This window comes from Sinomonas soli (assembly GCF_054782415.1).
The window spans coordinates 195097-220552 of the sequence record NZ_BAAGSN010000020.1; the positions used below are offsets into that span (position 1 = coordinate 195097).

Annotated in this window: 21 protein-coding genes; 16 read left to right on the top strand and 5 right to left on the bottom strand. The window is 72.2% G+C overall.

The genetic code is table 11. From position 1 onward, the window contains the following. Positions 1 to 148: 148 nt before the first annotated feature. From pta to ACYVKZ_RS19235, 3 genes are all read left to right on the top strand, one after another. The gene (gene pta, locus ACYVKZ_RS19225; RefSeq protein ID WP_460993817.1) at positions 149 to 2251 is read left to right on the top strand and encodes a phosphate acetyltransferase; all 2103 of its coding nucleotides are present in this window, start codon (positions 149 to 151) and stop codon (positions 2249 to 2251) included. 35 nt (positions 2252 to 2286) lie between these two features. Then, positions 2287 to 3453 carry an acetate/propionate family kinase gene (locus ACYVKZ_RS19230; protein ID WP_460993818.1) on the top strand — a complete coding sequence of 389 codons (1167 nt, stop codon included), beginning with the start codon at positions 2287 to 2289 and terminating at the stop codon, positions 3451 to 3453. Positions 3454 to 3568: 115 nt separating this feature from the next. Beyond that, positions 3569 to 5041 carry an amino acid permease gene (locus tag ACYVKZ_RS19235; protein WP_460993819.1) on the top strand — a complete coding sequence of 491 codons (1473 nt, stop codon included), beginning with the start codon at positions 3569 to 3571 and terminating at the stop codon, positions 5039 to 5041. A gap of 88 nt (positions 5042 to 5129) precedes the next feature. Here ACYVKZ_RS19235 and ACYVKZ_RS19240 read toward each other — a convergent pair whose 3' ends face one another. Beyond that, positions 5130 to 7346, bottom strand: a complete 2217-nt coding sequence (locus ACYVKZ_RS19240) for a S9 family peptidase (protein ID WP_460993820.1) — start codon at positions 7344 to 7346, stop codon at positions 5130 to 5132. 151 nt (positions 7347 to 7497) lie between these two features. Between ACYVKZ_RS19240 and ACYVKZ_RS19245 the strand changes: the two genes are divergently transcribed. Further along, positions 7498 to 9252, top strand: a complete 1755-nt coding sequence (locus ACYVKZ_RS19245; RefSeq protein WP_460993821.1) for a tyrosine-protein kinase domain-containing protein — start codon at positions 7498 to 7500, stop codon at positions 9250 to 9252. A 51-nt stretch (positions 9253 to 9303) separates the two neighbouring features. Here the strand turns inward: ACYVKZ_RS19245 and ACYVKZ_RS19250 are convergent, their stop codons facing one another. Then, positions 9304 to 9909 (bottom strand): arsenate reductase/protein-tyrosine-phosphatase family protein, encoded by a 606-nt coding sequence (locus tag ACYVKZ_RS19250; RefSeq protein ID WP_460993822.1) that lies wholly within the window; start codon positions 9907 to 9909, stop codon positions 9304 to 9306. Between the two features lie 20 nt (positions 9910 to 9929). After that, positions 9930 to 11012, bottom strand: a complete 1083-nt coding sequence (locus ACYVKZ_RS19255; RefSeq protein WP_460993823.1) for an LCP family protein — start codon at positions 11010 to 11012, stop codon at positions 9930 to 9932. Between the two features lie 182 nt (positions 11013 to 11194). Here ACYVKZ_RS19255 and paaA point away from each other — a divergent pair, with 182 nt between their 5' ends. The 6 genes from paaA to ACYVKZ_RS19285 are packed head-to-tail and all read left to right on the top strand — an operon-like array spanning position 11195 to position 15935. Beyond that, positions 11195 to 12217: a 1,2-phenylacetyl-CoA epoxidase subunit PaaA gene (paaA, locus tag ACYVKZ_RS19260; protein ID WP_460993825.1), complete on the top strand. Its 1023-nt coding sequence runs from the start codon at positions 11195 to 11197 to the stop codon at positions 12215 to 12217. Next, positions 12218 to 12511, top strand: a complete 294-nt coding sequence (paaB, locus tag ACYVKZ_RS19265; RefSeq protein ID WP_066499886.1) for a 1,2-phenylacetyl-CoA epoxidase subunit PaaB — start codon at positions 12218 to 12220, stop codon at positions 12509 to 12511. A gap of 47 nt (positions 12512 to 12558) precedes the next feature. After that, on the top strand, positions 12559 to 13392 hold the full coding sequence (gene paaC, locus ACYVKZ_RS19270; RefSeq protein ID WP_460993910.1) for a 1,2-phenylacetyl-CoA epoxidase subunit PaaC: 834 nt from the start codon (positions 12559 to 12561) through the stop codon (positions 13390 to 13392). A 35-nt stretch (positions 13393 to 13427) separates the two neighbouring features. Further along, positions 13428 to 13916 (top strand): 1,2-phenylacetyl-CoA epoxidase subunit PaaD, encoded by a 489-nt coding sequence (gene paaD / locus ACYVKZ_RS19275; RefSeq protein ID WP_460993828.1) that lies wholly within the window; start codon positions 13428 to 13430, stop codon positions 13914 to 13916. Further along, positions 13917 to 15143, top strand: coding sequence for a 1,2-phenylacetyl-CoA epoxidase subunit PaaE (gene paaE / locus ACYVKZ_RS19280; RefSeq protein ID WP_460993830.1), 1227 nt, complete (start codon positions 13917 to 13919; stop codon positions 15141 to 15143). It abuts the gene before it with no gap. A gap of 9 nt (positions 15144 to 15152) precedes the next feature. Next, complete coding sequence (locus ACYVKZ_RS19285) at positions 15153 to 15935, top strand: enoyl-CoA hydratase/isomerase family protein (RefSeq protein ID WP_460993832.1); 783 nt, start codon at positions 15153 to 15155, stop codon at positions 15933 to 15935. A gap of 82 nt (positions 15936 to 16017) precedes the next feature. Here the strand turns inward: ACYVKZ_RS19285 and ACYVKZ_RS19290 are convergent, their stop codons facing one another. Beyond that, positions 16018 to 16773 carry a hypothetical protein gene (locus tag ACYVKZ_RS19290; protein ID WP_460993834.1) on the bottom strand — a complete coding sequence of 252 codons (756 nt, stop codon included), beginning with the start codon at positions 16771 to 16773 and terminating at the stop codon, positions 16018 to 16020. 264 nt (positions 16774 to 17037) lie between these two features. Between ACYVKZ_RS19290 and ACYVKZ_RS19295 the strand changes: the two genes are divergently transcribed. Next, entirely contained in the window at positions 17038 to 18387 is a 1350-nt protein-coding gene (locus tag ACYVKZ_RS19295) for a glutamate decarboxylase (RefSeq protein WP_460993912.1), read from the top strand. A 126-nt stretch (positions 18388 to 18513) separates the two neighbouring features. On the opposite strand, the gene ACYVKZ_RS19300 is transcribed toward ACYVKZ_RS19295, so the two are convergent. Next, positions 18514 to 18969: an Lrp/AsnC family transcriptional regulator gene (locus ACYVKZ_RS19300; RefSeq protein WP_307004834.1), complete on the bottom strand. Its 456-nt coding sequence runs from the start codon at positions 18967 to 18969 to the stop codon at positions 18514 to 18516. 152 nt (positions 18970 to 19121) lie between these two features. On the opposite strand from ACYVKZ_RS19300, the gene pdhA reads away from it, so the two are divergent. The 5 genes from pdhA (at position 19122) to ACYVKZ_RS19325 (ending at position 25424) form a co-directional block, all read left to right on the top strand. After that, complete coding sequence (gene pdhA, locus ACYVKZ_RS19305) at positions 19122 to 20318, top strand: pyruvate dehydrogenase (acetyl-transferring) E1 component subunit alpha (RefSeq protein ID WP_460993836.1); 1197 nt, start codon at positions 19122 to 19124, stop codon at positions 20316 to 20318. Further along, the gene (locus ACYVKZ_RS19310; RefSeq protein WP_460993838.1) at positions 20315 to 21406 is read left to right on the top strand and encodes an alpha-ketoacid dehydrogenase subunit beta; all 1092 of its coding nucleotides are present in this window, start codon (positions 20315 to 20317) and stop codon (positions 21404 to 21406) included. Before pdhA ends, ACYVKZ_RS19310 begins: the two co-directional genes overlap by 4 nt. A gap of 1 nt (position 21407) precedes the next feature. Next, complete coding sequence (locus tag ACYVKZ_RS19315; protein WP_460993840.1) at positions 21408 to 22928, top strand: dihydrolipoamide acetyltransferase family protein; 1521 nt, start codon at positions 21408 to 21410, stop codon at positions 22926 to 22928. A 59-nt stretch (positions 22929 to 22987) separates the two neighbouring features. After that, the gene (locus tag ACYVKZ_RS19320; RefSeq protein ID WP_460993842.1) at positions 22988 to 23800 is read left to right on the top strand and encodes an MBL fold metallo-hydrolase; all 813 of its coding nucleotides are present in this window, start codon (positions 22988 to 22990) and stop codon (positions 23798 to 23800) included. Positions 23801 to 24314: 514 nt separating this feature from the next. After that, the gene (locus tag ACYVKZ_RS19325) at positions 24315 to 25424 is read left to right on the top strand and encodes a MinD/ParA family ATP-binding protein (RefSeq protein WP_460993844.1); all 1110 of its coding nucleotides are present in this window, start codon (positions 24315 to 24317) and stop codon (positions 25422 to 25424) included. Positions 25425 to 25456: the final 32 nt, after the last annotated feature.

Here is a 25456-nt window from a genome sequence, read left to right on the forward strand (position 1 = left end):
ACCGAATGTTCATTAGGTAATCCCATAACGCCCGGACGTGTCAAGGAGCACACCCCGCGGTGACCCGCCCGGAGGGTGCTGAGCGAGCTCGCCGGGGACCTGCAAGACTGGTCCTGACCAGCCCGGCGGCACCCGAACAGGAGCCCACATGTCACGAGGCATCTACGTCAGCGCCACCACCCCGGGATCGGGGAAGTCGCTCATCGCCCTCGGAGTGGCCGAGGCGCTCCACGCCCGCACCGGGAGCATCGGATTCTTCAAGCCCGTGGTCCTCGCGGACACCCCGGACGAGGACCCGATGGTGGCGCTCATGCGCTCGCAGTTCGACCTCGCCCCCGCCGTGTGCCGGGGCGGCCTCACGGCCCGGGAGGTCCGCCGGCTCCTCGCCGAGGGGCAGCGGGAGGAGATCGACGCCCGGTGCGTCGAGGTCTTCGCCGAGATCGCCGCCCGCGTGGACATCGTGGTCGTGGAGGGCACGGACCTGACCGGCCAGGACTCCGCCGTCGAGTTCGCCCTCAACGCCCGGCTCTCCAACGACCTCGGCTGCCCCATGCTCGCCGTCGTGAGCGGCAGGGACCGCACCCCTGAGGAGATCGCCGACGCCGTCGACGTGGCACGGAAGGAGCTCTACGCAGCCCGCTGCAGCCTCCTGGTGATGATGGTCAACCGCGCCGACCCCGAGCAGATGGACGCGATCAGGGCCGCCATCCGGCCCGGTGCGTCCCACCGGCCGGTCTACGTCCTCCCCGAGCTTGCGGAGATCTCCCGGCCCACCACGGGGGAGGTCTCCGGTGCGCTCGCGCTGCGGCAGATCGCCGGGAGCGCCGACATGGAGCGCGAGGTCAGCGGCGTGAAGGTCGCCGCGATGAGCGTGGCCAACTTCATCGGCGCGCTCGAGAACGGCGACCTCGTGATCGTGCCGGGCGACCGGGCCGACGTCATGGTCGGAGCCCTCGCCTCGACGTTCTCTCCCGAGTTCCCGGTCCCGGCCGCGATGGTCCTCACCGGTGGCCTCGCCCCGGACGCGCACATCCTCCCGCTGCTCGCCCAGGCGCCGTTCCCGGTCTTCGCCTACGAGGGCGATACCTACCACGCCGCCCGCAGCGTCTCCGAGGTCCGCAGCGAGATCTGGACCGGCCACCGCCGGAAGGTCGCCTCGGCCCTGGGGGCGTGGGCCCGGCACGTGGACGACGACGAGCTGGTCGAGCGGCTCAACCTGCCCCGACCGGACACGATGACGCCGCTGCGGTTCCTGCACGAGCTGATCGGCCGGGCCCGCGCCCAGCGCACCCGCATCGTGCTGCCAGAGGGCACGGACGTGCGCATCCTGCGGGCCGCGGACATCCTCCACCGCCGCGACGTGTGCGACCTGACGCTGCTGGGCAACGAGAGCCAGGTCCGCGAGATCGCGGCCGCCAACGGCGTCCCGCTCGAGGGCATCGACGTGGTCGATCCGGCCCTCTCCCCGCTGCGGGAGCGCTTCGCCGAGGAGTACGCCCGGCTGCGCGCCCACCGCGGCGTGGACCTCGCCAAGGCCCTCGAGGTCATGCTCGACGTGAGCTACTTCGGCACCATGATGGTCCAGCTCGGGATCGTGGACGGGATGGTCTCCGGCGCCGCCCACACGACCGCCCACACCATCAGGCCGGCGCTCGAGTTCGTCAAGACCAAGCCCGGGGTCAAGATCGTCTCGTCGGTGTTCCTGATGCTCATGGCCGACCGCGTGCTCGTCTACGGGGACTGCGCCGTGAACCCGGAGCCGAACGAGGAGCAGCTCGCGGACATCGCGCTGGCCTCGGCGGAGACCGCGGCCCAGTTCGGCGTCGAGCCCCGGGTGGCGATGCTCTCCTACTCGACCGGCCTCTCAGGATCCGGGGAGGCCGTGGACAAGGTCCGCCGCGCCACCGAGCTCGTCCGCACCCACCGTCCGGACCTCGCCGTGGAAGGCCCCATCCAGTACGACGCCGCCGTGGACGCCTCGATCGCCGCCTCGAAGCTGCCCGGATCGGACGTGGCCGGGCAGGCGACCGTGTTCATCTTCCCGGACCTCAACACCGGCAACAACACCTACAAGGCGGTCCAGCAGTCCTCGGGCGCCGTGGCCGTCGGTCCCGTCCTGCAGGGCCTGCGCAAGCCGGTCAACGACCTCTCGCGCGGCTGCACCGTGGAGGACATCGTCAACACCGTGGCCATCACCGCCATCCAGGCCCAGAACGTCCGGGCCGCCCAGCCCGCCGCCCAGTCCGTCTAGTCCCAGCCGTCCAGACCCAGCCCCAGGAGTCCCGCGTGCTCGTCCTCGTCATCAACTCCGGCTCGTCCTCCCTCAAGTACCAGCTCCGCGACGTCGGGGAGGCCGACGGCGGCCAGGAACCGGAGCCCGCGGTCCTCGCCGAGGGGCTGATCGAGCGGATCGGGTTCGACGGCGGCCCCCGGGACCACGCCGAGGCGCTCGGCCTGGTCGACGCCGAGCTGCACCGCGTGCTCGGCGGCCGCGCTGTCGACGCCGTGGGCCACCGCGTGGTCCACGGGGGCGAGCGGTTCTCCGAGCCTGTGCTCGTGAACAACGAGATCATCCGCGCGATCGAGCGGCTCAACCCGCTCGCGCCGCTCCACAACCCCGCGAACGTCCTCGGCCTGCGGGCCATCGCCTCCAAGTGGCCGGACATGCCGCAGGCGGCCGTCTTCGACACCGCCTACCACCGCACCATCCCCGAGCACGCCTGGCGGTACGCCGTCCCGGACTGGCTCTACACCCACCACGGGATCCGCCGGTACGGCTTCCACGGCACCTCGCACCAGTACGTGGCCGGCCGCGCCGCCGAGCTGATGGGGATCGCCCCGGAGGAGTTCGACGGCGTGGTGCTCCACCTCGGCAACGGGGTGTCCGCCACCGCGGTGCAGGGCGGGGAGAGCATCGACACGTCGATGGGCTTCACGCCGCTCGAGGGCCTCGTCATGGGCACGCGCTCGGGGGACCTGGACCCCTCGATCCTCGTGTTCCTCGCCCGCCAGGGGCACGGAGCGGACGAGATCGACGACCTGCTCAACCGCGAGTCCGGGCTCAAGGCCCTCGCGGGCTCGAACGACATGCGCACCGTCGTGGAGGCCGCCGAGGGCGGCGACCGGCGCGCGCAGGTGGCCCTCGACGTCGCCTCGTACCGCGTCGCGAAGTACGTCGGCGGCTACCACGTGGCTGTGGGAGGGGCCAAGGCGATCGTCTTCACCGCGGGCATCGGGGAGAACTCCGCCCCGTTCCGGGCCCGCGTGGCCGCCCGCCTCGGCGCCCTCGGCGTGGTGCTCGACGACGGGCTGAACGCCGTCCGCTCGAAGGAGCCCCGGGCCGTCTCCGCCCCCGAGTCCGCCATCCCGCTCCTGGTGGTCCCCACCGACGAGGAGAGGGCGATCGCGGAGGCGACCGCCGCCGTCGTCCGCCAGCAGGCCAGGCCCGCATGAGACGAGCGCCACACGAGAGCTGGCCCACACGCGAGACCTGAGGCACACTCGCCGGTCCTACACTTGACGGCGGCCCGCGCACCGAAGCGCGGCGCATGTCTGACGAAGGACCCTTGTGCAGCAGAACCACCACGCCTCCCAGCCCCCAGCCGTGTCCGCCGAGGGCTATGAGAGGGCTCTCAGCCGCCGCCATGTGCAGATGATCGCGATGGGCGGCGCCATCGGTGTCGGCCTCTTCATGGGCGCGGGCGGACGGCTCGCCTCGACCGGTCCTGCGCTCGTGTTCTCCTACGCGATCGCGGGCGCCATCGCGTACCTGCTCATGCGGGCGCTCGGCGAGCTGATCATGTACCGGCAGACGTCGGGCTCATTCGTGAGCTACGCGGGGGAGATGTTCGGGGCCAAGGGCGCCTACCTTTCCGGGTGGATGTACTTCGTCAACTGGGCCATGACCGGCATCGCCGAACTGCTCGCGATCGGCCTGTACTTCCAGTACTTCTTCCCGAATGTGCCGGTGGAGGTCTCGGCGCTCTGCGCGCTCGCCCTGCTCGTGGCCGTGAACCTGCTCAGCGTCAGGGCCTTCGGGGAGTTCGAGTTCTGGGCGTCCGTGCTCAAGGTGACCGCGATCTCCCTCTTCCTCGCGGCCGGCACGGTCATGGTGGTCCTCAACACCCGGATCGGTACCACGCACGCGTCCCCGTCGAACCTCCTCTCCGGCGACGGTGGCATGTTCCCGCACGGCTTCTTCGTGATGATCCTCGTGCTCAACGCCGTGATCTTCGCCTACAACGCGATCGAGCTGGTCGGCATCACCGCCGGCGAGATGGAGGACCCGCAGCGGGAGGTTCCCCGCGCCATCCGCGCCGTGGTGCTGCGCATCGTCGTCTTCTACGTCGGCTCCGTCCTGCTCCTGGCGATGCTGCTGCCCTCGGACCAGTACAAGGCCGGCGTGAGCCCGTTCGTCACGGTCTTCGACCAGCTCGGCGTCGGGTGGATCGGCGACGTCATGAACCTCGTGGTCATCACCGCCGCGCTGAGCTCGTCCAACACCGGCCTCTACTCGATCGGCCGCATCTTCCGCACCATGGCCTCCAACGGCCACGCGCCGCATTGGCTCACCCGCATGTCCAAGCGGCACGTGCCCTACGCTGCGATCCTCGCCATCGCCGCCGTGTACCTGGTGGGCATCCTCGTGAACATCTGGGCCGGCGGCACGCACGCGTTCGACCTCGCGCTCAACACCGCCTCGATCGGCGTGATCTTCACGTGGGGCTCGATCTTCGCGTGCCAGCTCATGCTGCGGAAGAAGAAGGGCGACGGCGCGTCCTCGCTTCCGATGCCCGGCTCGCCGTGGACCAGCTGGCTCGGGCTCGCCGCGCTGGCCGCGATCACGGTGCTCATCGCGTTCGACACCATGACGGACAAGGCCACTGGCGAGGTCTTCCCGATCGGCCTGTACACCATCCTCAGCGTTCCGGTGATCGCGCTGCTCCTCTGGCTCGGCTGGCTGCTCGTCCGGCGCCGGGAGGCCGCCGCGGCGGCCGCGTCCGGCGACGTCGAGGCGGAAAGCGTGGACGCGAACGTCTGAGGCCCTCCCGCCTGGGGGGTCGACCCCCAGGAGGTGACCTCCAGGGGTCGACCCCCAGAAGGTGACCTCCAGGAGGCGACCCCCAGGATCAGCGGGGGAGGAGTTCCGTGGCGCCGAGGGCGTCCGCGATGAATGCGTAGTCCCAGGCCCGCTCCCTCCAAGCCTCGTAGCGTCCCGACGCGCCGCCGTGCCCGGCGTCCATCTCGGTCTTGAGCACGATCGGCTGCCCGGACGTGGTGGCCCCGCGCAGCGCCTGGACCCACTTGGCCGGCTCGACGTACAGCACCCGCGTGTCGTTGAAGCTCGTCACGGCGGCCACCTTCGGATACGGGGCCGAGTGCACGTTCTCGTAGGGCGTGTAGGACTTCATGTAGGCGTAGACCTCGGCGTCCTCGATCGGGTTGCCCCACTCCTCCCATTCGAGGGCGGAGAGCGGCAGCTCGGGGTCCAGGATCGTGGTGAGGGCGTCCACGAACGGGACCTGGGCGACGGCGGCCGCGTACTTCTCCGGCGCCAGGTTCAGCACCGCACCGATGAGCAGGCCGCCGGCCGAGCCGCCCATGCAGGCGATCCGGGCCGGGTCCGCCCACCCCGAGGAGGCGACCCAGTCGGTGGCGGCGACGAAGTCGGTGAACGTGTTCCGCTTGTTCAGCTTCTTGCCGTCCTCGTACCAGTGGCGCCCCAGCTCGCCGCCGCCGCGCACATGGGCGACGACGAACACGATGCCCCGGTCCAGGAGGCTGAGCCGGGCCACGGCGAAGGCCGGGTCCATGCTCACCTCGTACGAGCCGTACCCGTAGACGAGGGCCGGGTTCGTCCCGTCCCGCTGGACCGACGCCCGCCGCACCACCGACAGCGGGATGCGCGTGCCGTCGTCGGCCGTCGCCCAGGCCCGCTCCGCCACGTACTGGTCCGGGTCGTATCCGCCGAGCACCGGGGTCTCCTTCCGCAGGAGCAGCTCGCCGGTGGCCAGCACGTAGTCGTAGACGCGCGGGGGAGTGACGTAGGAGGTGAAGCTCAGCCGCGCCACCGGGGCGCCGTGCTCGGTGACACCGCCGCCGGCCGTGTAGAGCTCCTCGCCGAACTGCGGCTCGACGAACGACGGCGTGCGGCCGGTGTCCGCGGCCTCGACGGCGTCCGCGAGGGGTGCGAAGCGGACGGTGGTGACGGTGGCCCGGCGCAGCGTGACGATGAGATGCGTCGCGGAGACGTCCGCCCCCTCGACCTTGACCTGCTCGTCGTGCGGAACGAGCGTCGACCAGCGCTGTTCGGACAGCGGCTTGGACGTCTCGGCCAGGTCGACGACGGAGAGCATGCTGTTCGGGGCCGAGCCCTCAGGGCCCTCGGGGCGCCCGTCGTGCAGGAGCAGCAGCCGCGTGCGGCCGCCGTGCTCGAACGGCTCGGCGGTGTGGAGGATGCGCTCCTCGCGCCCCAGCACGAGCTGGAGGCGGGCGTCGGGGTCGGCCAGGTCGAGGACGCGGGTCTCGGAGTACTCCGAGTTGCCGATCCCCACGAGCAGCCAGCGGCGGTCCGAGGAGAGGTCGATCCCGGTCCACTGCGCGACGTCGTCCTCCTGGTACAGGACGGTGTCCTGCTCCGGCGGGGTGCCGAGCACGTGCACGCGCACCTGGTAGGGGCGCCAGGAGTCGTCCGCGACCATGTAGAACAGCCGGGAGCCGTCCGGATCGAACTCGAGGCCGTAGAACACGCCCTCGATGGCCTCGGGCAGGTGATCCCCCGTGCGGAGGTCCTTGATGCGCAGGGTGAAGGTCTCGTCCCCGGCGGTGTCCACCGAGTAGGCGTACAGGTTCCCGTCGCGGGAGGCCGCGGCCCCGCCGAGCGCGAAGAAGGGGTGCCCCTCGGCCTCGGCGTTCCCGTCCAGCAGCACCTGCTCGCCGGGGACCGCGGTGCCTGGCACGACGGCGGGCGGCGTCCACGCGCCGAGGAGGTCACCGCCGTCGTCCGCGCGGCCGCCGCCATCCGCCGTGACCCGGCAGTAGATCGGGTACTGCTGGCCCTCGACGGTGCGGGCGTAGTACCACCACCCGTCCTTGCGGGCCGGGACGGACAGGTCCGTCTCCTGGGTGCGGCGCCTGATCTCCTCGAAGATCGCCTCGCGGAGGGGCTGCTGGCCGGCCGTGACCGCATCGGTGTAGGCGTTCTCGGCCGTGAGGTGCGCGACGACCTCCGCGCTGTCCTTCTCACGCAGCCATTCGTACGGGTCCACGAAGGTATCGCCGTGGCGCTCGCGCCTCGTGGGCACCTTCTTCGCGACAGGGGCCTCAGGAGCGGTAGCTTCAGTCATGGCCCCACCCTAGCGGCCGCCGCCGACAGCGCTCGCGGAAGCCACCCGCGCGTGCGGTACCATTTCCATGACTGTGCGCACGCCAGCGCCATGACCATTGGGGAGGTACACGCGGGTGGAGCAGGGCACTGGCCTCAGCGCCGAACAAGGGATGTCACTGACGGATTATCTGCGGATAGCGCGGCGGTTCTGGAAGGGCATCGTGGCGCTCGTCCTGGTGTCCACCGTGGCCGCCTTCGGCTGGTACCTCATCCAGCCGCGCATCTATTCTGCCGAGGCGAGCGGCATGGTGATCAGCTCCGGCGCGGACAACCTCTCCTGGTCGCTCGCCGGCGACAGCCTGGCGAAGTCGAAGGCGAAGTCGTACAAGGCCGTCGCCGAGTCCGCGTCCGTCGCGGACCGCGTGATCAGCGACCTCAGCCTGCCCACCACGGCCCAGGACCTCCTGGGGAACGTGACGGTCACCGTGCCGACCGACGGCACCGAGATCCGCGTCGACGCCCGCGACCGGGACCCGGTCCAGTCGCAGAAGGTGGCCAACGACTGGGTGAAGGCCCTCGCGTCCCAGGTCAGCGACCTTGAGCGGGACGCGAACGCCAACACGAAGGGGAACCCCGCCGTGAAGGTGGTGCCGCTCGTGACGGCAATGGTCCCCACAGAGCCGGTCTCGCCCAAGCTCACGCTTGCGCTGGGTGTCGGCGTGGTCGGCGGGCTGCTGCTGGGCCTCGCCTACGCGTTCATCCGCGACCGCGTGGACCGCCGGATCCGCACCTCCGAGGAGGCCGAGCGCTTCGGCTACCCCGTGATCGGCACGCTTCCGCTGGACGACGTCCTGGTGAAGGGCTCCAGCGTCCTCGAGGGGACCGGCGGCCACCAGTTCATGAGCGAGGCGCTGCGCGAGCTCCGCACCAACCTGCGCTTCATCGACGTGGACCACCAGCCGCGGATCGTGCTCGTCACGAGCTCGCTGCCCTCGGAGGGCAAGTCGACCGTGATCGCGAACCTCGCCTCCACCCTGGCGGCCGACGCCGAGCCCGTGATCGTGGTCGATGCGGACCTGCGCCGGCCGAATGTCCACAACGTCTTCGATGTGGTCGGCGACGTCGGGGTGACCGACATCCTCTCCGGGCGCGCCCGGATCGACGATGTCATGCAGACGTGGCCGGGCAACGATCTGGTCCGCGTCCTCGCGGCCGGACACATCCCGCCGAACCCGTCCGAGCTCCTCGGCTCCCAGGCCATGCGGAACCTCCTGGCGACGCTCTCGCAGGACGCGCTCGTGCTGGTGGACGCGCCGCCGGTGCTCCCCTTCACCGACGCCGCCGTCCTCTCCCGCATCGCCGACGGCACCCTGGTGCTGGTGCGGGCCAGCCGGACCAAGGTGGACGAGCTCTCCCACGCCCTGGGCAACATCCAGCGTGTCAAGGGCCGCGTCCTCGGGCTCATCCTCAACGGCATCCCCTCGAAGGGCGCCGACGCCCGCGCCCGCGGGTACTACGGCCGCTACGGCTACGGCGAACCCCCCACGGAGGGCCGCGCGCCGGAAGCAGCGGCGCCGCAGCACGGGGCCGGCAGCCGGCGTGCGGCCGCGGCCGAGGACTGGCTGGGTGCCGGACACGGGCTGGCGGACGACGGCGCGGCGGCGCAGTGGGACCGTCCGGGCGAGGGCAGCGGCCAGCGGGCGCACGGGTTCGCTGCGCCCTACTCGTCGGAGCCCCGTCGGGACATGCCCGCCGAGCCCCGGCAGCCGGAATCGCCCCGCGACCACTCCGGGTGGGTGCAGTCGGGCTACGCCGACGATCCCGACCTCCGTCCCGGCGATGTCGAGGACCCCGCGGCCGACGACGGCGTGTGGCTCCCGGCCCGGGTGCGCGAGTCCTACGGCTCGCGCCGCCGCGGGGTCTGAGGACAGCGCCCGGGGCCTCGCCTCGCAGCAGCACGGCCAGCACGCCGGAAGTCAGGGACTTCCGGCGTGCTTGCGTCTGCGCACGGAGTCCCCGGCCGTGAGGATCGCATCGACCGCGGGCACGAGCTCCTCCGCCATCGTCCGGTACACCTCCGGGCCCTGGCGGAAGGGGTCCGTGACGTCGTCGTCGGCAGCGGCTCCAGCCTGGCGCCGGGCCGCGGCGCCGGAGATCGCCGTCAGCCAGGCGTGGCGGACGCCGGCGACCCCGGCTCCGGCGTCTTCGAGCGCGGTGCCCTCGAGGACCCGCGCGAATTCGCGCAGGGTGAAGGTCTTCCTGAACGCGGACGGCGCGAGCTGGAGGATCGCCGAGCGGTGTTCGGTGGCCAGGGCCAGGACCAGGTCCGCCCCGGTGAGCATCGGCGTCGTGAGCTGGCGGGCCGTGAATCCGGCGAGCGAGGCGCCGAGGGCCGAGGCGATCGCCCGGGATCCCGGCTCGGCCGCGGACCCGACGAGGGCGTGGGTCCCTGCGCTGCGGACCTCTACGGCATCCGGGCAGATCTCGTCGAACCCGGCCTGGAGGAGGCGCTCCGCCAGCGGGGACCGGCAGACATTGCCGGTGCAGACGGTCAGGATTCGCAGGCGGTCGGCGCTCGTCACCGGATCACGCTAGCACCGCCTCATCTGCCGTGCCCGAGGTTCCGGCCGGCCACGTACGCGGCGACCGTGCCGTGCGCCATGGCCGAGGCGAGGGCGTCGGTGGCCCCTTGGTCGAAGCGCACGATGGACTGGCCGTCCGCTGAAGTCCCGATCCCGGCCGTCGGAAGGGTGAAGCCCACGATGTCCGACGGGCGGATGCCCCGCAGCTCCAGGGCCAGGCCGGCCACAGTCCTCGCATCGAGGCTGCCGTCCACCGTGAGGTAGGGCGCGAACTGGCCGACCAGCTGGCTCAGGGTCACGGGATTGGCGATGGTCTGCGGTCTGGCCACCTGCGCTACGAGCGACGTGACGAAGAGCTGCTGGTCGCGGACCCGCTGGTAGTCCCCGTCCGGGAAGGCGTAGCGCTCGCGGACGAACGCGAGGGCCTGGTCGCCGCTGAGCCTCTGGGGCCCGGCGTCAAAGTGGTAGCGCGAGGTCTGGCTCGCGCTGAAGGCCACGGGAACGTCGACCTGGACGCCGCCGAGGGCGTCCGTGAGGGCCCTGAAGCCCTCGAAGTCGACGAGGGCCACGTGGTCGATGCGCTGGTGGAGCAGCGACTCGACGGTCTGGACCATGAGCGGAACGCCGCCGAACGCGAGCGCCGCGTTGACCTTCGCACTCCCGTGCCCGGGGATGGGGACCCAGGTGTCCCGCATGATCGAGATGAGGTACACAGCCTTCCGGTCGGCCGGGACGTGCACGAGGAGCATCGTGTCCGAGCGCTGGTCCGACCCCAGGCCTGCCTCGGCCGCCGAGAGGGCGGCTCCCCGGCTGTCGCTGCCCACCAGGAGGACGTTCACCGGCGTCCGTCCGTCTGCTGCGGGCGTCGCGGTGGGGCGCGTGGACTCCTGCGGGAAGGCGCTGGGGATCTTCTCCGTCTTCGAGTCGTAGGCAGCGGCGAGGCTGCCCAGATAGGCGAGGGCTGCTGTGCCGGCCCCGACGAGGACCGTGAGCGCGACGACCAGCGCGGCGAGCCCACGACGCGTGGCCCGCGTCCGCGCGGGCCCTTCGCTGCGCCTGGCGCTCCCGCCCCGCTGTACCGGAGCGCTGCTCGTCTGGACCATACTGCCGAGCGTGACGGCTGGCCCCGGCGCCGGAAAGGAGCCTGCGCCAAGGCCAGTACGAAGCCCCGGAGATCCGGGTACCCGCCCGGGAAGCGCGGCGCAGCCCCTGCGTACCTTGACGTCAGTATCGGCCGCCCCATATTCTGAACGAACGGTCGGTAATTATTTCTTGAGGAGGAGACATGGCAGCTGCGAACCTGCAGTCCGTGCCCCAGCCCCAGGCTGGACAGGGCGACGACGCCCCGTCCGCTGAGGACATCGCGGGACAGGCATACTTCGATCGCGTCATCGCCGAAGACTCGCGCATCGAGCCGCGCGACTGGATGCCTGCGGCGTACCGCAAGACGCTCGTGCGCCAGGTGTCCCAGCACGCGCACTCCGAGATCATCGGCATGCAGCCGGAGGCGAACTGGATCACCCGCGCCCCGAGCCTCAAGCGCAAGGCCATCCTCATGGCCAAGGTCCAGGACGAGGCCGGCCACGGGCTGTACCTGTACTCGGCGGCCGAGACCCTCGGCACCCCGCGCGACGTCCTCAACCAGCAGCTGCTGGACGGGAAGGCCAAGTACTCCTCGATCTTCAACTACCCGGCCCGCACCTGGGCCGACATGGGCGCCATCGGCTGGCTCGTGGACGGGGCGGCGATCGCCAACCAGGTGCCGCTGTGCCGGGCAAGCTACGGCCCCTACGGGCGTGCCATGGTGCGCGTCTGCAAGGAGGAGTCCTTCCACCAGCGCCAGGGCTTCGAGATCCTCCTCGAGCTCTCCAACGGCACCCCCGCCCAGAAGCAGATGGCGCAGGACGCCGTCAACCGCTTCTACGCGCCGGCGCTGATGATGTTCGGTCCGCCGGACGACGACTCGCCCAACTCGAAGCAGTCGATGGCGTGGAACATCAAGCGCTTCTCCAACGACGAGCTCCGCCAGCGGTTCGTCGGCATGATCGCCGAGCAGGCCAAGGTCCTCGGCCTGACCCTCCCGGACCCGGAGCTCCGCTACGACGAGGAAGCCGGCCGGTGGATCCACATGGACCTCGACTGGCAGGAATTCAAGGATGTCATCGCGGGCCGCGGGCCGTGCAACGCCCAGCGCATGGAGCGCCGCCGCGAGGCCCACGAGAACGGCACCTGGGTCCGCGAGGCGGCCCGCGCGTACGCGAAGAAGCAGGCCGCGAAGCGTGCCGCAGAAGAGATCGGAGCAGCTTAAGTGAGCGAGCAGAGCAACATCTGGCCCCTCTGGGAGGTCTTCGTGCGGTCCAGCCGTGGCCTCTCCCACGTGCACGCGGGCTCGCTGCACGCCCCGGACGCCGCCATGGCGCTGCGCAACGCGCGTGACCTGTACACCCGCCGGAACGAGGGCGTGTCCATCTGGGTGGTCCCGTCCGAGGCCATCGCCTCGTCCGACCCCGATTCGAAGGGCGCGTACTTCGAGTCGCCCCAGGGCAAGGACTACCGCCACGCGACGTACTACACCAAGAGCGAGGGCGTGAAGCACCTGTGAACGCTCCGACCCCCGCCCACCCGGCCCCGGCCCACGCCGACCACACGCTGGACAGCTTCGGCGACGCCGCGGCGTCGGCCACCCGCGTCACCCCGGGCAACGCGCTGCGCCCCGAGGACATCGCCCTCTCCCCGGAGAAGCCGAGCGAGGACGTCGCGCAGTACGCCCTCCGCCTCGGGGACGACGCCCTCATCCTCGCCCAGCGCCTGAGCCACTGGATCTCCCGCGGCCCCGAGCTCGAGGAGGACATCGCCCTCGGCAACATCGCCCTCGACACGCTCGGCCACGCGCGCTCCTTCCTGACCTACGCGGGGCACGCCTGGGGCAAGACCGAGGACGACCTCGCCTACTGGCGCGAGGAGGAGGAGTTCCGCAGCGCCTGGCTGGTCGAGCAGCCCAACGGCGACTTCGGCGTCACGATCGCCCGCCAGCTCGTCATGTCCGTCTACCAGTACCTGCTCTACTCGGGGCTCGTGGACTCCAGCGACGCGACCCTCGCCGCGATCGCCGCCAAGGCGCTCAAGGAGGTCGACTACCACCGCGACCACGCGATCCAGTGGACCGTCCGCCTCGGCGACGGGACGGAGGAGTCGCACGCCCGCATGCAGGCCGCCCTCGAACTCGTCTGGCCGTACGTGGACGAGCTCTTCGACGACGATGCCCTCATCGACGCCGTCGGCGACGCCGGCGTGCGGCCCTCGAGCCTGCGCGGAGCCTTCGACGCCCACATCGCCGAGGTCCTCGACGAGGCCACCCTGGCCCTGCCCGACGTCCCCCGCGCCCGCGGCGGCGGCCGGCGGGGCGAGCACACCGAGCACCTCGGCTACATCCTCGCCGAGATGCAGGTGCTCGCCCGCAAGCATCCCGGCGCCACCTGGTAGGCCCGGGAACGGCACACGCCCACGAAGGAACACCCATGATCACCACCGATGACGAGGTCCGCGCGCTCGCCGCCACCGTGACCGACCCGGAGATCCCCGTGCTCACCATCGAGGACCTCGGCATCCTCCGGGACGGGCACCTCGAGCCGGACGGCACCGTCCGCCTCACGATCACCCCGACCTACTCCGGATGCCCCGCAATGGACACGATCCGCGCGGACCTCGCCACGGTGTTCGCCAAGGCCGGGCACGAGAAGGTCCTCGTGGACCTCGTGCTCTCCCCGGCCTGGACCACTGACTGGATGAGCGAGGCGGGCAAGGCCAAGCTCGAGGAGTACGGGATCGCCCCGCCCACCGGCAAGGCCGGCCACAGCGGCCCCATCCGGCTCGGCCTCACCGTCAAGTGCCCCCAGTGCCACTCGCTCAACACCCGCGAGATGTCCCGCTTCGGCTCCACGTCCTGCAAGGCGCTCTACGTGTGCCAGGACTGCCACGAACCCTTCGACTACTTCAAGGTGCTCTAGATGACTGACCAGCTGAACGAAACTGCGGCCGAGCCGGCCGACGCCGCCGCCGGCGAGCAGACGGAGGGGACCGCCCGGCGTCGTGCGTCCTTCCACCCGCTCGAGGTGAGCGGCGTCCGCAGGCTCACCAACGACTCCATCGAGGTGACGTTCGGCGTCCCCGCCGCGCTCGCCGACGAGTACGACTACATCCCCGGCCAGTACGTGGCCCTGCGCGCGCAGTTCCCCGACGAGTCCGGCGCCCCGCGCGAGGTGCGCCGCTCCTACTCGATCTGCGCAGCGCCGCGCCGCTTCGAGGACGGCTCGAGCGAGATCAAGGTCGCCATCAAGCGCGACCTCGGCGGCGTCTTCTCCACGTGGGCGAACGAGAGCCTCGAGGCCGGCACGACGCTGGACGTCATGAGCCCCGCGGGCGCCTTCATCTCCAAGCACCGGATGACCGGCCTCAACGACCCGAGCAGCATCGACACCGAGCGCGAGCACACGTTCGTGGCCGTCGCCGCAGGGTCGGGGATCACTCCGATCATGGCGATCGCCCGCACCGTCCTGGCGGCCGACGAGCACGTCCGCTTCGACCTCGTCTACGCCAACAAGGCCGCGATGGACGTCATGTTCGTCGAGGAGCTGGCGGACCTCAAGGACCGCTACCCCTCCCGGTTCGCGCTCCACCACGTCCTCTCGCGCGAGCAGCGCATCTCCCCGCTGCTCTCGGGCCGGGTCGACTCCGAGAAGCTCACCACGCTGCTGAACACCGTGATCCACGCCGACGACGTCGACGAGTGGTTCCTGTGCGGGCCGTTCGAGCTCGTCCAGCTGGTCCGGGACACGCTCTCGGCGCGCGGGGTCGAGCCGGAGAAGGTCCGCTACGAGCTCTTCACCACGGGCACCCCCACCAACCTCGAGGGCAACATCGGCCGCCCGGTCGTGGAGGACCCCTCGGGCGCGAACGTCGAGATCGAGTTCACGCTCGACGGCCTCACGGGTGTGGTGGCCTCGCCCGTCTCCGCGAACGAGACGGTCCTCAACGCGGCCCTCCGCGTGCGCCCCGACGTGCCCTTCGCCTGCGCCGGCGGCGTCTGCGGCACATGCCGGGCCAAGCTCGTCTCCGGCACCGTGGACATGGCCGAGAACTACGCGCTCGAGCCCGACGAGGTGGAGCGCGGCTACGTCCTCACCTGCCAGTCCCGGCCGACCTCGGACCGCGTGTCCGTCGACTTCGACGCGTAGGAGGCCCTCATGATCACGCTCTCCATCGCCGACGGCGTGGCCGAGGTCGTCCTCGACGCGCCCGCCAAGCTCAACGCCCTCGACGAGGCCGCACTGCGCGAGCTCTCCGACGCGTACGACGACGCCGCTGCCGCCGCCTCCCGCGGCGAGGTCCGGGCGCTGCTCCTGCGCGGCGAGGGCCGTGCTTTCTGCGCCGGACGCGACATCTCCGGCGTGGACCCCGCGGACGACGACGTGCTCGGCTACCTTGGCGGGCTCGTCACGCCGCTCATGCAGAAGATGGCCGCATTCCCCGCGCCGACGTTCGCCGCCGCGCAGGGGGCCACCCTCGGCGTCGGGCTCGGGCTCCTCCTGGCCACCGACGTGGTCTACGTGGCCGACGAGGCCAAGATCGGCTCGCCGTTCGCCAACCTCGGCGCCACGCTGGACTCGGGCGGCCACTGGTACTTCACCGAGCGGCTCGGCATGCACCGGGCGCTGGACCTCGTCTACACCGCCGAGCTCATGAGCGGCGCGGACGCCGTGCGCTCCGGCATGTTCTCCCGGTCCTTCCCGGCCAGCGAGCTGCTCGAGCGCACGCGGGGCATCGTGGCGCGCGTCGCCGCCGGGGCCACCGGCGCGTTCGTCGCGTCCAAGGAGCTCGTCGCGCAGGTCCGCGACCGCAGGCTCGGCCTCTGGGAGTCCATGGACGCCGAGAACAAGGCCCAGGCCGCGCTCTGCGGGTCCGAGGACTATGCCGAGGGGTTCAAGGCCTTCCAGGAGAAGCGGAAGCCCGTCTTCGCCGGCCGCTGACCCGCGCCTTCTGGGAGTCACCTCCTGGGAGGGGCGGCCGGGGCCGCTCGCTGCAGCCGCTCGCCGCAGCACTGCGGGGCGCCTACCGGTCGGCGAGGTACGCGTGCACGCTCGCGTGGTTCATCGCCGTGGCCGCCTGCTCCGGCTGCGGGCACTCGGCCTCGATCGCCACGACCGCGTGAGCCGCCGGCACCGCACGCACGGCCACGCGCACGTATGTGGCCGTTCCGTCCGCGTGCCCGACCGTGAGCGCGGCCCCCGCCATGTCCACCAGCGGGCCGCCCTGCGACCCCAGGGTGGTCACGACCACGAGCCCCTGCTCGGTGACCGCCACGGAGGAAGAGGCCTTGCGCTCGGCCTCGATCGCGTCGGCAAGGGCCCCGCGCGTCGCCGCCGTCTCCGGATCCGGGGACGGCGAGGCGGAGGCGGAGGAGGGGGCCGGCGTCGTGCGCGGAGCCGCGTTCGACGCCGACGCGGCCGCCTGCAGCGGCCCCGCGCGGAAGGAGAGGCGGCAGCCTGCGTCGGAGACGTAGCGCAGCTCGTCCGGGGCCGCGGTGAGCCGGTACTCGGCGCTCGGGGCGGCGTGCCAGACCGGCCGGGCCGCGAAGGGGAGCGGGTCGCTGAGGCTGTAGCCCTGGCCCGGGGCGGCCGACGGCGCGGCCCCGCCTGACGCGCCCGGCGTCGGCGCCGGTGCGGGCGGCTGGGGGGACGGTCCCATGAACAGCGCGGCGATGGCCACCACGACCCCCACCCCGACCACGACGCAGGCCGCGACGAGCACCGCCACCCACGGAGGGCGCGAGGGGGCGCCGGCCGGACCGCCGTCGTCGTTCGCCATGGCCCCTCCTTCCGGTCGCGCACCCGGTCGCCCATCCCGGTCGCCCACTACCAACCATCCCACGCCGCGCGGTCCTCGACGCCCCGGCGGGGCGCCGGTAGCGTGGGAGCCGTCCGTCGGCCCGGCCGATCCTGTGCCCCGACGCGGCGCCCACTCGATGCGACCCCCAGGAGTGCCACCGTGTCTGCCTCCCGCTCCACCTTCCATCCCTCCTCCGACGGGCGAGGGCGGCGCGGGCGCCGCGAGCCGGCGTCGAACGTCGAGCTGAACCCGCTCTTCAGCCGGCCAGGGGAGTCCACCGAATTCCCGCGCTTCACCCTGCCCGAGGGGGAGAGCCTGCCCGGGACGGCGTACCAGGTGGTGCACGACGACGCGATGCTGGACGGCAACGCGCGCCTGAACCTCGCGACCTTCGTGGGCACCTGGATGGAGCCCGAGGCGGCGCGCCTGTACGCCGAGACCGTCGACAAGAACATGATCGACAAGGACGAGTATCCCAAGACGGCTGAGATCGAGCACCGCTGCTGGCGCATGCTCGCCGACCTGTGGAACGCGCCCGAGCCCGAGCACGCCGTCGGGACCTCGACCATCGGCTCGTCCGAGGCGTGCATGCTCGCCGGGCTCGCGCTCAAGCGCCGCTGGCAGCACGCCCGCCGCGCCGCCGGGAAGCCCGCAGACCGGCCCAACCTCGTCATGAGCTCGGCGGTGCAGGTCTGCTGGGAGAAGTTCTGCAACTACTGGGACGTCGAGGCCCGCTACGTGCCCATCTCGCAGGAGCACCGGGTCCTCGACGGGCACGGGCTCGAGGAGTACGTCGACGAGAACACGATCGGCGTCGTGGCCATCATGGGCGTCACCTACACGGGCATGTACGAGCCGGTCGCCGAGATCTCGCGGGCGCTGGACGCGATCCAGGCCGCCACCGGGCTCGACGTGCCGATCCACGTGGACGGCGCCTCGGGGGCGATGGTCGCCCCGTTCCTCGCCCCGGAGCTCGAGTGGGACTTCCGGCTGCCCCGGGTGGCCTCCGTCAACACCTCCGGCCACAAGTACGGGCTCGTGTACCCGGGCCTCGGGTGGGTCGTGTGGAGGGACGCCGCGGCCCTGCCGGACGACCTCGTCTTCCACGTCAGCTACCTCGGCGGGGACATGCCGACGTTCGCGCTGAACTTCTCACGCCCGGGCGCCCAGGTGCTCCTGCAGTACTACCTGTTCCTGCGGCTGGGCTTCGAGGGGTACCGGGCCGTGCACGCGGCGTCGCGGGACGTCGCCGGATACCTGGCCGGCGAGATCGGCGCGATGGATGCGTTCGAGCTGTGGAACGACGGCTCCGACATCCCGGTCTTCGCGTGGAAGCTGGCACCGGGGCACACGCGGAACTGGAACCTGCACCATCTCTCGGACCGGCTGCGGATGAACGGCTGGCTCGTCCCCGCGTACCCGATGCCGGACGGCCTGGCCGACCTGACCGTGCAGCGGATCGTGGTGCGCAACGGCTTCACGCGCGACCTCGCCGCGAGCTTCCTCGAGGACCTGCGCACCGCCGTGGACTTCCTCGACGCCGCGGACGCGCCCTTCCCCGACCCGGAGCGCGGGAGCGCCTTCCACCACTGAACCGCTTCCCCCGCCGTTTCGGGTCCGCGAGAGCCCAGAAGGGCGACGAGATGCGTACCCGAAACGCAGGAGCGGAGGGTGGAGCGGGAGCGGGATGGCGGGAACCGGGGGAGAGGGAGGCCCGGGTCAGCGGGTGTCGAGGTCCTCGAAGACGAGGAAGGTCTGGGTGTCGAGGACTCCGGGCATGCTCTGGAGCTGGTCGAACACGACCCGGCGCAGGTCCGTGTTGTCCACGGCGCGGACGAGGATGATCACGTCGAAGTCCCCGCCCACGAGGGCGATGTGGTGCACCTCGGGGATGGCGCGCAGGCGCTCGCGGAGGTCGCGCCAGGTCTGCTGCCGCACCTTCAGGGTCACGTAGGCGCTCGAGCGGAGGCCCGCCTTGAGCGGGTCGACCAGTGCCGTGTACTTCGTGATCACCCCGTCAGCCTGGAGCCGCGCGAGCCGGTTGTAGGCGTGCGCCCTGGAGATGTGCACGTTCTCGGCGATCGTGGTCACCGACCGACGCGCGTCCTCGGTGAGCTGGTCGAGGATGGCGCGGTCCACGGCGTCGAGCGCCCGCGGCTCGTGCAGATCGTCCATCGGAACCTCCTGTGACCCAGCTCATGTTGGCAATTCGTCTTCGATAGAGCCGGATTCGGCACCAGTATTCCACGGTTACGCCGCTCACGGCATACGAATGGCAACCGAAGCGGATACTTGAGGAAAGTCCAGCGCCGTACCAAGGAGGAGCCGTGACCCTTCCCACCGAGGCACAGGAGGCCATCCGCAGCTTCGGGATCAGCATCGAGGACTACATGCTCCCGGTGCACGGCCGCGTGCCGCAGATCCAGATCCTCGACGAGGGCGGCAGCCTCCGCCCCGAGGACGAGCGCGGGTCCGCCCCGGGCCACGAGTACCCGATCCCCGCCGCCGAGGACCTCCTCGAGGCCTACCGCCGCCTCGTGATCGGCCGGCGCGTGAACGACCAGAACTCCGCGCTCGTGCGCCAGGGCCGCATGGCCGTCTACCCCTCGAGCCACGGCCAGGAGGCCTGCCAGGTCGCCGCCGCGCTGTGCCTCGGCGCCGGCGACTGGATGTTCCCCACCTACCGCGACGCGGTCGCCGTCATGACCCGCGGCGTCGACCCCGTCGAGACGATGACGCTCTTCCGCGGCGACTGGCACGGCGGCTACGACCCGCACGAGCACAAGGTCGGCATCCAGTCCACGCCCCTGACCACCCAGCTGCTGCACGCCGTCGGCGTGGCCCATGCGGCCAAGCTGCGCGGCGAGGACACCGTGGTCCTCGCGATGTGCGGCGACGGCGCCACGAGCGAGGGCGACTTCCACGAGGCGCTCAACTTCGCGGCCGTGTTCAACCTCCCGGTCGTCTTCTTCGTGCAGAACAACCAGTACGCCATCTCGGTGCCGCTCGCCCACCAGACCGTGGCGCCCTCGATCGCGCACAAGGCGGTCGGCTACGGGATGGCGGGCGAGCGGGTGGACGGGAACGACGCCGTGGCCCTCCTCGCCGTCCTCGACCGCGCCGTGCGCCTCGCCCGGGCAGGCTCGGGCCCGCTGCTCGTCGAGGCCTACACCTACCGCATGCAGGCCCACACCAACGCCGACGACGCCACGCGCTACCGCGAGGACGCCGAAGTCGCGGCCTGGGCCGAGAAGGACCCGCTCAAGCGGATGCGCGAGTACCTGCGCGCCGAGGGCGTGCTCGGCGAGGAGAGGGAGGCCGCCTTCGCCGCCGACGCCGAGGAGACCGCCCGCCAGCTCCGCGACGGCCTCGGCGCCGAGGCGCAGCCCGACCCGCAGGACCTCTTCCGCTTCGTGTTCACCGAGCCCACCCCGCAGCTGCGCGAGCAGGCCGCGTTCCTCGCCGAGGAGCAGGCCCGCGAGCAGTCCACCGACGAGACCACCGGAGAGGAGCGCCGAGCATGAGCACGGTCGCCGAAGCCGCCGCGGCCCGCGCCGCCGGCACCTTCGCGCCAGAGGCCCTCACGTTCGCCAAGGCCCTGACCACCGCCATGGCGGACGCCATGCGCGCCGATACGAGCGTCGTCGTGTTCGGCGAGGACGTCGGAGCCCTCGGCGGCGTCTTCCGCATCACCGACGGGCTCCAGAAGGAGTTCGGCGAGCAGCGCTGCTTCGACACGCCCCTGGCGGAGTCCGGCATCGCCGGCATGTCCCTCGGCATGGCGATGAACGGGCTGCGCCCCGTGATCGAGATGCAGTTCGACGCGTTCGCCTACCCCGCGTTCGAGCAGATCGCGAGCCACATCGCCAAGATGCACAACCGCACGCGCGGGGCGGTCCGCCTCCCGCTCGTGATCCGCATCCCGTACGCGGGCGGGATCGGCGGCGTGGAGCACCACTGCGACTCCTCGGAGGCGTACTACGCGCACACCCCGGGCCTGAAGGTCTTCACCCCCGCCACGGTCCAGGACGCGTACCGCATGCTCCGCGAGGCCATCGCGAGCGACGACCCCGTGGTCTTCATGGAGCCCAAGAAGCTCTACTGGTCCAAGGACCTCGTGGACCTCGCCGCCCTGCGCGCCGAGTTCGACGGCTCCCCGGACGGGCTCAGCTCGCAGACGCACGACGGCGGGCGGCGGCTCAGCGTGGACGGCGCCGCTGTGGTGGCCCGGCCCGGCACGGACGCGACGATCATCACCTACGGCCCCTCGGTGCCGACCGCGCTCGCGGCCGCGGAGGCCGCGGCCGCCGAGGGCCGGTCCGTCGAGGTCGTCGATGTGCGCACCCTGGTGCCGTTCGACGACGAGACCGTGGCCGCCTCGGTCCGCAAGACCGGCCGTGCGGTGGTGGTCGCGGAGGCTGCCAGCTTCGCCTCGGTGGCCTCGGAGATCGTGGCGCGGGTCCAGGAGCGCTGCTTCCATTCCCTCGCCGCTCCGGTGCGCCGCGTGACGGGGTTCGACATCCCGTTCCCGCCGCCCAAGCTCGAGCACTACTACCTGCCCAGCGTCGACCGCATCCTCGACGCCCTCGACGACCTGCAGTGGGAGGACTGACATGGCGACCGCACTGACCGCCCAGGGCGGCACGGCCCAGAACGCGACGGCCCAGAGGACGTTCCTGCTCCCGGACCTCGGGGAGGGCCTGACCGAGGCCGAGCTCGTGCGCTGGCTCGTGGCCGTGGGGGACACCGTCGCCGTGGACCAGCCCGTGGCCGAGGTCGAGACGGCGAAGGCGATCGTCGAGGTCCCCACGCCGTTCGGCGGGACCGTCGCGCAGCTGCACGGGGAGGCCGGGTCGACGATCGACGTCGGCACTCCGCTCATCACCATCGCCGAGGTCGCCCCGGGTGCGGGCGAGGTCGCCCCGGCGGCTCGTGAGGTCGGGGCGTCGGCAGGCGAGGAGTACCGGACCGAGGAGCGCGCCGGCGCGCGCCAGCCCAGCCAGGCCAGTCAGCCCAGCCAGGCGAGCCAGGCCTCGGGTTCCGGGAACGTGCTCATCGGCTACGGCACCCCTGCCGGGACGGCAGGCGGCCGCACCCGGCGGCGCAAGGGGGCCCCGCCGTCGTCCGCTTCCGCTTCGGCTCCCGGCGCCGCCACACCTGCGCGCACGACGGCGCCGGAGCAGGCCGTGCGCGTCGTCTCGCCGATCGTGCGCAGGCTGGCCCGCGACCTCAACGTCTCGCTCGCCATGGTCTCCGGGACGGGGCCCGACGGGCTCATCGTGCGCCGCGACGTCGAGTCGGCCGGGGCGACCTCGCGTGCCGACCGGGTGACCTCGGCGTCCGGCGGGGTGACCTCGGCGTCCGGCGGGGTGACCTCGGGCGTCCACGGGGCGACCCCGGCGGGGGAGGTGGACGCGCGCACGGGACTGGGCGTGGCCGCCCGGACCCCCGTCACCGGGGTTCGCAAGGCGGTGGCCCAGGCGATGGTCCGCTCCCGCACCGAGATCCCCGAGGCCACGGTCTGGGTCGACGCGGACGCGACCGAGCTCGTGCGCCTGCGGGCCGACCTCAAGCGCCGGGACCCGGAGGCCGCGCCGAGCCTGCTCGCGTTCATCGCGCGCTTCGTGCTCGCGGGCCTCGCCAAGTACCCCGAGCTGAACACCCGCCTCGAGGACGCCGGCGACGGCGGCCAGCAGATCGTCCGGTTCGAGGGGGTCAACCTCGGCTTCGCTGCCCAGACCGATCGCGGGCTCGTGGTCCCCGCCATCCGCGGCGCCCACACGATGAGCGCCCGCCAGCTCGACGGCGAGCTCCGGCGCCTCACCGCCCTCGCCCGCGACGGCAAGGCCTCCCGCGCCGACCTCACCGGGGGGACGTTCACGCTGAACAACTACGGCGTCTTCGGCGTGGACGGCAGCGCGGCGATCATCAACCACCCCGAGGCCGCGATCCTCGGCGTCGGCCGGATCATCGACCGGCCGTGGGCGGTGGACGGGGCGCTGGCGGTCCGCAAGGTCGTCCAGCTGACGCTCACCTTCGACCACCGGGTCTGCGACGGGGGCACGGCCGGCGGGTTCCTGCGCTTCGTGGCCGACGCGGTCGAGCACCCCGGCGGCGTCCTCGCAGACCTGTAGCGGCCATGGCAGAATCGAGCACATCCTCGAACGCCCTACGGAAGGACGGCATCACCCCCATGGCTGACTGGCGAGATCTCGGAGCGAACACCTACGTCCTCGCCACCGAGCCACTGCGGCTCAACGTCGGCCTGGTCGTGGGCGAGGACCGGGCGCTCGTCGTCGACACGGGGCAGGGGCCGCGCCAGGGTGCCGCGATCCTCGCCAAGGTGCGAGAGAAGACGGACCTGCCGCTCGTCGTGGTCAACACGCACGCGCACTACGACCACTACTTCGGCAACGCCGTCTTCGCGGCCGGCGGCGCGGTGGAGTTCTACGCGCACGAGAACGCCGTGGCCGAGATCGCGGAGAACGGCGAGGCGCACCGGGCCGCCGTCGCCGAGTCGGAACCGGAGATGGCCGCGGGCGAGGGCGAGAACACCCAGATCGTGGTGCCGACCGCGATCGTGCGCGACCAGCCCGTGCTCGTGGACCTCGGCGGGGCCTCCGTGACGCTGTTCTACCTCGGCCGGGGGCACACGGACGGGGACCTGCTCGTCGGCACCCAGTCCGCCCTCTTCTCGGGGGACCTCGTCGAGGAGGGCGCCTACCCCGAGTTCGGGGACTCGTTCCCGGAGGAGTGGGCCGACGCCCTGCGCCACATTTCCGCCCTGCGGAACCGGTACACGAGCCTCGTGCCCGGGCACGGTGGCCTGTGCAGCGACGCGTTCGTGCGCACCATGGCGGATACGATGGCCACGGCGGTGCGCTCGGCGCTGCAGGCCACGCGGGAGACCCCGGACGACGCCACCAAGGCCGTTCCGATCCTTCCGTACGGGCCCGAGCAGTCCCGCCTGTTCATCCGGCGCCTCAAGGCCGCAAGCCTGGGCTGACCGGCCGGAGGGGGAGCCCGGGCCAGCGCCGCCGGACCGAGCCAGCGCCAGACCGCGTCAGAGGCAAGGGGCCAGCATGACCGAGAACCACCCCGAGGGCGGGAGCCCGTCCTCGGCTGCGCCGTTGACCCGGCGCGAGGCGCGGCGGCTCCGTGAGGCGGAGGAGGCCCGGCGCGCTGCGCGGTCGTCGACGCCGGTCGAGTCACCGGCGCCGGTGCAGCCGGCCCCACCCCAGCCTCCGGTGGAGCCGGCCCGACCCCAGCCTCCCGTGCTCGAGCCTCCGGCGCCTGGTCGGCCTCCAGCGCCGGCCGAACCGTCGGCGCCCGCCGGGCCTCCGGTGCCGGACGTTGCGGCGCCCGCGCCGCCGGCCCGCGACCCAGCAGAGGTCCGCAACACAACCGAAGCCCGGGAGACGCCGTCGTCCGTCGCACCGGCGCCCCCGCCGGGGGAGACCGCCGCGGCCGCGCAGCCCGCCTCGGCCGCCCCCTCCCCGCCCAGGCCGCGTACGCCGCCGATGCGCCCGCACGGCGCCCACCAGCACACCGCCCCCCAGCAGCCGACCCACCGGGGCAACCCTGCGACCGAAGACGCCCCGACCGCCGCCGTTCCGGCCGTCCAGCCCGCCGCGAACCAGCCTGCCTCGCGCCAGGCCCCGCCGCGCAGGCCCCCGGCGCCCGCGCGGGCCGCCTCGCCGGCCGAGCCGGCGGAAGCCCCCGCGGGGTTCATCCGCTCCGCGCCCATGCCGCCCACAGGGGGCCTGCGCGGGTTCCTCTACCGGATCAGCGGCGGCGCGCTCAACCTCGGGCCGTCGGAGCAGGACCGTCAGGCGGAGCTGCTCGAGAAGCAGATCGGCCGCCGGCTCGAAGGGACCTGGAACACCGCGTTCCTCTCGCTCAAGGGCGGGATCGGCAAGACCTCCACGACCGTCGGCGTGGGCCTCACGCTCGCCGAGCTGCGCTCCGAGCCGCCCTGCGCGATCGACGCCAACCCGGACGCCGGCGACCTCGTGGAGCGCGCCCTGGGGGAGGGCTCCTACGAATCGGAGCGGCGGCGCTCCATCACGGCCCTGCTGCGGGACTTCGACGCGGTGCAGACGCGCGCCGACCTGCTGCGCTACCTCCACCAGGCCGGCAGCCTGCACCTGCTGGCCGGCGAGCAGGACCCCGAGCTCTCCGACTCCCTCACGGCCGAGGACTACCGGCGCGTGCAGGCGCTCGTGGCCAAGCACTTCGCCGTCACGCTCACCGACTGCGGGACGGGCGTGAGCCGGCCCGCGATGCGCGGGATCCTCGAGGACGCGGACAACATCGTGGTGGTCGCCGGCTACGCCGTCAGCGGCGCCAAGCGGGCCCGGGACACCCTGCACTGGCTCTCCGCGCACGGCTACGACCGCCTCGCACAGGGGGCGATCGTGGTGGTCACGGACAAGGACGGGGTCTCCGCGCGCGTGGACAAGGCCGCGATCGAGGCCACGCTCTCGGGCATGTGCCGCGCCCTCGTCACCGTCCCGCACGACCGCTCGATGGCCGACGGCGACCTCGTGGCCCTCGACCGGCTCCGCCCGGCGACCCGGCAGGCCTACCGCGAGATCGCGGCGGCGATCGTCTCCGGCTACCAGAGGTAGCCCCGCGCCCCGGGACACCGCCGGAAGCGCTC

Excerpts from the sequence above, each read along its gene's own strand:
- ACYVKZ_RS19285 (WP_460993832.1), top strand. The coding sequence starts at position 15,153 with ATGATCACGCTCTCCATCGCCGACGGCGTGGCCGAGGTCGTCCTCGAC.
- ACYVKZ_RS19310 (WP_460993838.1), top strand. The coding sequence starts at position 20,315 with ATGAGCACGGTCGCCGAAGCCGCCGCGGCCCGCGCCGCCGGCACCTTC.
- pta (WP_460993817.1), top strand. The coding sequence starts at position 149 with ATGTCACGAGGCATCTACGTCAGCGCCACCACCCCGGGATCGGGGAAG.
- paaA (WP_460993825.1), top strand. The coding sequence starts at position 11,195 with ATGGCAGCTGCGAACCTGCAGTCCGTGCCCCAGCCCCAGGCTGGACAG.
- ACYVKZ_RS19320 (WP_460993842.1), top strand. The coding sequence starts at position 22,988 with ATGGCTGACTGGCGAGATCTCGGAGCGAACACCTACGTCCTCGCCACC.
- ACYVKZ_RS19315 (WP_460993840.1), top strand. The coding sequence starts at position 21,408 with ATGGCGACCGCACTGACCGCCCAGGGCGGCACGGCCCAGAACGCGACG.
- ACYVKZ_RS19300 (WP_307004834.1), bottom strand. The coding sequence starts at position 18,969 with ATGGACGATCTGCACGAGCCGCGGGCGCTCGACGCCGTGGACCGCGCC.
- ACYVKZ_RS19325 (WP_460993844.1), top strand. The coding sequence starts at position 24,315 with ATGCGCCCGCACGGCGCCCACCAGCACACCGCCCCCCAGCAGCCGACC.
- ACYVKZ_RS19290 (WP_460993834.1), bottom strand. The coding sequence starts at position 16,773 with ATGGCGAACGACGACGGCGGTCCGGCCGGCGCCCCCTCGCGCCCTCCG.
- ACYVKZ_RS19255 (WP_460993823.1), bottom strand. The coding sequence starts at position 11,012 with ATGGTCCAGACGAGCAGCGCTCCGGTACAGCGGGGCGGGAGCGCCAGG.
- ACYVKZ_RS19240 (WP_460993820.1), bottom strand. The coding sequence starts at position 7,346 with ATGACTGAAGCTACCGCTCCTGAGGCCCCTGTCGCGAAGAAGGTGCCC.
- paaD (WP_460993828.1), top strand. The coding sequence starts at position 13,428 with ATGATCACCACCGATGACGAGGTCCGCGCGCTCGCCGCCACCGTGACC.
- paaE (WP_460993830.1), top strand. The coding sequence starts at position 13,917 with ATGACTGACCAGCTGAACGAAACTGCGGCCGAGCCGGCCGACGCCGCC.
- ACYVKZ_RS19245 (WP_460993821.1), top strand. The coding sequence starts at position 7,498 with ATGTCACTGACGGATTATCTGCGGATAGCGCGGCGGTTCTGGAAGGGC.